5 protein-coding genes are annotated in these 4,928 nt (G+C 54.8%); 4 read left to right on the top strand and 1 reads right to left on the bottom strand.

The annotated features are described in order from the left end of the window. On the top strand, nucleotides 1–187 hold a 187-nt coding region (locus EQY_RS26835; protein WP_237712269.1), incomplete at its 5' end, for a hypothetical protein. 4 nt (nucleotides 188–191) lie between these two features. On the opposite strand, the gene rhlE is transcribed toward EQY_RS26835, so the two are convergent. Next, on the bottom strand, nucleotides 192–1,556 hold the full coding sequence (gene rhlE / locus EQY_RS0114205) for an ATP-dependent RNA helicase RhlE (protein ID WP_000007075.1): 1,365 nt from the start codon (nucleotides 1,554–1,556) through the stop codon (nucleotides 192–194). A gap of 228 nt (nucleotides 1,557–1,784) precedes the next feature. Here rhlE and cecR point away from each other — a divergent pair, with 228 nt between their 5' ends. From cecR to EQY_RS0114190, 3 genes are all read left to right on the top strand, one after another. Next, a complete protein-coding gene (gene cecR, locus EQY_RS0114200) occupies nucleotides 1,785–2,456 on the top strand; it encodes a DNA-binding transcriptional regulator CecR (RefSeq protein ID WP_024212582.1) in 672 nt (223 codons plus the stop codon). Between the two features lie 2 nt (nucleotides 2,457–2,458). Next, nucleotides 2,459–3,454 (top strand): secretion protein HlyD, encoded by a 996-nt coding sequence (gene hlyD / locus EQY_RS0114195; RefSeq protein ID WP_001334148.1) that lies wholly within the window; start codon nucleotides 2,459–2,461, stop codon nucleotides 3,452–3,454. Beyond that, nucleotides 3,447–4,928 (top strand): ATP-binding cassette domain-containing protein (locus tag EQY_RS0114190; protein ID WP_000996102.1); only part of this gene is annotated, 1,482 nt, incomplete at its 3' end. The genes hlyD and EQY_RS0114190, both read left to right, overlap by 8 nt.

The following is a 4,928-nucleotide window of genomic DNA, read 5'->3' as shown; positions in this document are numbered from 1 at the left end:
TAATGCCATGAGAAAACCTGAAATACTGTATAAACAGCCAATATTGTGGCATTTTTCGGTTTTCAGGGGTAATGGTTTTTCTGTTTCTGGAAAGCGGCTCGCAATAACGTTTTCCGGATGCGGGGATTTCCCGCATCCGGAGAAACATCATTGTCAGCAATCTTATGCCGGGCATAGCCCGGCATAAAATATTACTGCGCAGCGGCAGGTTTACGCGGACGGCGGCGACGTTGTTGTTCGCCTGCTGGTTTGGCATCGCCGAGGCGGCGAGACGGTTTTTCTGCAGGTTTTGCGCTTGCAGATTTTGCGCCACCTTCTCCACGGCGTGGTTGCTGTTGACCGCGACCACCACCTTGCCCACGACCGCCGCCGCCACGTTGCTGGCGACCGTTCTGGATCGGTTCGGCTTTGATTGACGGGTCCGGCTCATAGCCCGGAATTGCAATGCGCGGGATCTCTTTTTTCAGCAGTTTTTCAATATCACGCAGCAGTTTGTGCTCATCAACACACACCAGCGATAACGCTTCGCCGGTGGCGGCGGCACGACCGGTACGCCCGATACGGTGGACATAATCTTCCGGTACGTTTGGCAGCTCATAGTTGACGACGTGTGGCAACTCTTCGATATCCAGGCCACGCGCGGCGATGTCAGTTGCCACCAGCACGCGAATATCGCCCGATTTAAAATCGGCCAGCGCACGGGTACGCGCACCTTGCGATTTATTACCGTGGATCGCCGCACTGCGAATACCATCTTTATTTAATTGTTCAGCCAGATGATTAGCGCCATGTTTGGTACGGGTAAACACCAGCACCTGCTGCCAGTTACCTTTACCAATCATGTGTGACAGCAATTCCCGTTTGCGTTTCTTATCAACAAAATGAACGTGCTGGGTTACCTGCTCAGAGGCGGTATTGCGGCGTGCAACTTCGATTTCCAGCGGGTTGTGCAACAGTTTTTCCGCCAGGGCTTTAATATCGTCAGAGAAAGTCGCGGAGAACAGCAGGTTCTGGCGCTTCGCGGGCAGTTTTGTTAACACACGACGAATATCGTGGATAAAGCCCATATCGAGCATACGGTCAGCTTCATCAAGGACGAGGATCTCTATCTGATCCAGTTTCACCGCGTTCTGGTGTTCCAGATCCAGTAAACGCCCCGGCGTTGCCACCAGCACATCAACACCGCCACGCAGCTTCATCATCTGCGGGTTAATGCTGACGCCACCAAACACCACCAGCGAACGAATGTTCAGGTATTTGCTGTAATCACGGACGTTTTCACCAATCTGCGCTGCCAGTTCACGGGTCGGGGTAAGAATGAGCGCGCGCACCGGACGACGCCCTTTGGCGTGCGGCTCGCGGGAAATCAGGTGTTGCAACAGCGGCAGCGTAAAGCCCGCTGTTTTGCCCGTGCCGGTCTGGGCACTGGCCATCAGGTCGCGACCTTCCAGCACCGCAGGGATCGCCTGCTGCTGAATAGGGGTGGGTTCACGGTAACCTTGCTCGGCAACGGCGCGCAGGATATCAGGGCTTAAACCCAAAGAATCGAAAGACATAACTACTCCGAACCGCCCCGACCGTTACCGGTGTAGTTTTCAGGGAGATACTGAAAAGGAAAATGACAAAAACCACAATGTCATGAGGGAGCGGAGTGTAGCAGTTTTTGTGACGCAGCGCATAAATTATCCCTGTGACTGACGTTGCTCAAATTCTTAGCCATACTGGACAACGCGAAAAATGAGTCATAATCTTAATCAATCATTTGATTAAGAATGGGCTGTGCTATGAATAGTCCTGCCATGACAACCAAAGGTGAACAGGCGAAAAAGCAGCTGATTGCTGCTGCACTGGCACAGTTTGGTGAATATGGAATGAACGCCACCACCCGCGAGATAGCCGCCCAGGCCGGGCAGAATATCGCTGCCATCACCTACTACTTCGGTTCGAAAGAAGATTTGTACCTCGCCTGCGCCCAGTGGATTGCCGATTTTATTGGCGAGCAGTTCCGTCCGCACGCCGAAGAAGCCGAACGTTTGTTCGCGCAACCACAGCCTGATCGGGCTGCCATCCGCGAACTGATCCTTCGCGCCTGCAGGAACATGATTAAGCTGCTCACCCAGGATGACACCGTCAACCTCAGTAAGTTTATCTCCCGTGAGCAGCTCTCTCCTACGGCAGCCTATCACCTGGTGCACGAACAGGTGATTAGCCCGCTACACAGCCACCTGACACGCCTGATTGCCGCCTGGACCGGCTGCGACGCCAACGATACCCGTATGATCCTCCATACCCATGCGTTGATTGGTGAGATTCTGGCGTTCCGTCTTGGCAAAGAAACAATTCTGTTACGTACCGGCTGGACCGCGTTCGATGAAGAAAAGACCGAACTGATCAACCAGACGGTGACCTGTCATATCGACCTGATTTTGCAAGGATTATCGCAAAGGAGTTTGTAGTGATGAAAAAACCTGTCGTGATTGGACTGGCGGTAGTGGTACTTGCCGCCGTGGTTGCCGGAGGCTACTGGTGGTATCAAAGCCGCCAGGATAACGGCCTGACGCTGTATGGCAATGTGGATATTCGCACCGTGAATCTAAGCTTCCGTGTCGGTGGTCGTGTTGAGTCGCTGGCAGTAGACGAAGGTGATGCGATCAAAGCGGGCCAGGTTCTGGGCGAACTGGATCATAAGCCGTATGAGATTGCCCTGATGCAGGCGAAAGCAGGCGTTTCGGTGGCACAGGCGCAGTACGACCTGATGCTTGCCGGGTATCGCGATGAAGAAATCGCTCAGGCCGCCGCAGCGGTGAAACAAGCGCAAGCCGCGTATGACTATGCGCAGAACTTCTATAACCGTCAGCAAGGGTTGTGGAAAAGCCGCACCATTTCGGCAAATGACCTGGAAAATGCCCGCTCCTCGCGCGACCAGGCGCAGGCAACGCTGAAATCAGCTCAGGATAAATTACGTCAGTACCGTTCCGGTAACCGTGAACAGGATATCGCCCAGGCAAAAGCCAGCCTCGAACAGGCACAGGCGCAACTGGCGCAGGCGGAGCTGAATTTGCAGGATTCGACGCTGGTCGCACCGTCTGATGGCACGCTGTTAACCCGCGCAGTAGAGCCTGGCACGGTACTCAATGAAGGCGGCACGGTGTTTACCGTTTCACTAACTCGTCCGGTGTGGGTGCGTGCCTATGTTGACGAACGGAATCTTGACCAGGCCCAGCCGGGGCGCAAAGTGCTGCTCTATACCGATGGTCGCCCGGACAAGCCCTATCACGGGCAGATTGGTTTCGTTTCACCAACCGCTGAATTTACCCCGAAAACCGTCGAAACGCCGGATCTGCGTACCGACCTCGTCTATCGCCTGCGTATTGTGGTGACCGACGCCGATGATGCGTTACGCCAGGGAATGCCAGTGACGGTGCAATTCGGTGACGAGGCAGGACATGAATGATGCCGTTATCACGCTGAACGGCCTGGAAAAACGCTTTCCGGGCATGGATAAGCCCGCCGTCGCGCCGCTCGACTGCACCATTCACGCTGGTTATGTGACGGGGTTGGTAGGGCCGGACGGCGCGGGCAAAACCACGCTGATGCGGATGCTGGCCGGGTTGCTGAAACCTGACAGCGGCAGGGCCACAGTTATCGGTTTTGATCCGATCAAAAACGACGCTGCGCTGCACGCGGTGCTCGGCTATATGCCGCAGAAATTCGGTCTGTATGAAGATCTCACGGTGATGGAAAACCTCAATTTGTACGCGGATTTACGCAGCGTCACCGGTGAAGCACGTAAACAGACTTTTGCTCGCCTGCTGGAGTTTACGTCTCTTGGCCCGTTTACCGGACGTCTGGCGGGCAAGCTCTCCGGTGGGATGAAACAAAAACTCGGCCTGGCCTGTACCCTGGTGGGCGAACCGAAAGTGTTGCTGCTCGATGAACCCGGCGTCGGCGTTGACCCTATCTCACGGCGCGAACTGTGGCAGATGGTGCATGAGCTGGCGGGCGAAGGGATGTTAATCCTCTGGAGTACCTCGTATCTCGACGAAGCCGAGCAGTGCCGTGACGTGCTGCTGATGAACGAAGGCGAGTTGCTGTATCAGGGGGAACCAAAAGCCCTGACACAAACCATGGCCGGACGCAGCTTTCTGATGACCAGTCCACACGAGGGCAACCGCAAACTGTTGCAACGAGCATTGAAACTGCCACAGGTCAGCGACGGCATGATTCAGGGGAAATCCGTGCGCCTGATCCTCAAAAAAGAGGCCACACCAGACGATATTCGTCGCGCCGACGGGATGCCAGAAATCAACATCAACGAAACCACACCACGTTTTGAAGATGCGTTTATTGATTTGCTCGGCGGTGCCGGAACCTCGGAATCGCCGCTGGGCGCAATATTACATACGGTAGAAGGCACACCGGACGAAACAGTGATCGAGGCGAAAGAGCTGACCAAGAAATTTGGTGATTTTGCCGCCACCGATCACGTCAACTTTACCGTTAAACGTGGGGAGATTTTTGGTTTGCTGGGGCCAAACGGCGCGGGTAAATCGACCACCTTTAAGATGATGTGCGGTTTGCTGGTGCCGACCTCTGGTCAGGCGCTGGTGCTGGGCATGGATCTGAAAGAGAGTTCCGGTAAAGCACGCCAGCATCTCGGCTATATGGCGCAAAAATTTTCGCTCTACGGCAACCTGACGGTCGAACAGAATTTACGCTTTTTCTCTGGTGTGTATGGCTTACGCGGTCGGGCGCAGAACGAAAAAATCTCCCGTATGAGCGAGGCATTCGGCCTGAAAAGTATCGCCTCACATGCCACCGATGAACTGCCGTTGGGTTTTAAACAGCGGCTGGCGCTGGCCTGCTCGCTAATGCACGAACCGGACATTCTGTTTCTTGATGAACCGACCTCCGGCGTCGATCCCCTC

The sequence above is a fragment of the Escherichia sp. TW14182 genome (assembly GCF_000208525.1).
In the GTDB taxonomy this organism is placed as follows: domain Bacteria; phylum Pseudomonadota; class Gammaproteobacteria; order Enterobacterales; family Enterobacteriaceae; genus Escherichia; species Escherichia ruysiae.
Note: the sequence above shows the minus strand (reverse complement) of the source record. Positions and strands in the feature narration are given on the sequence as shown.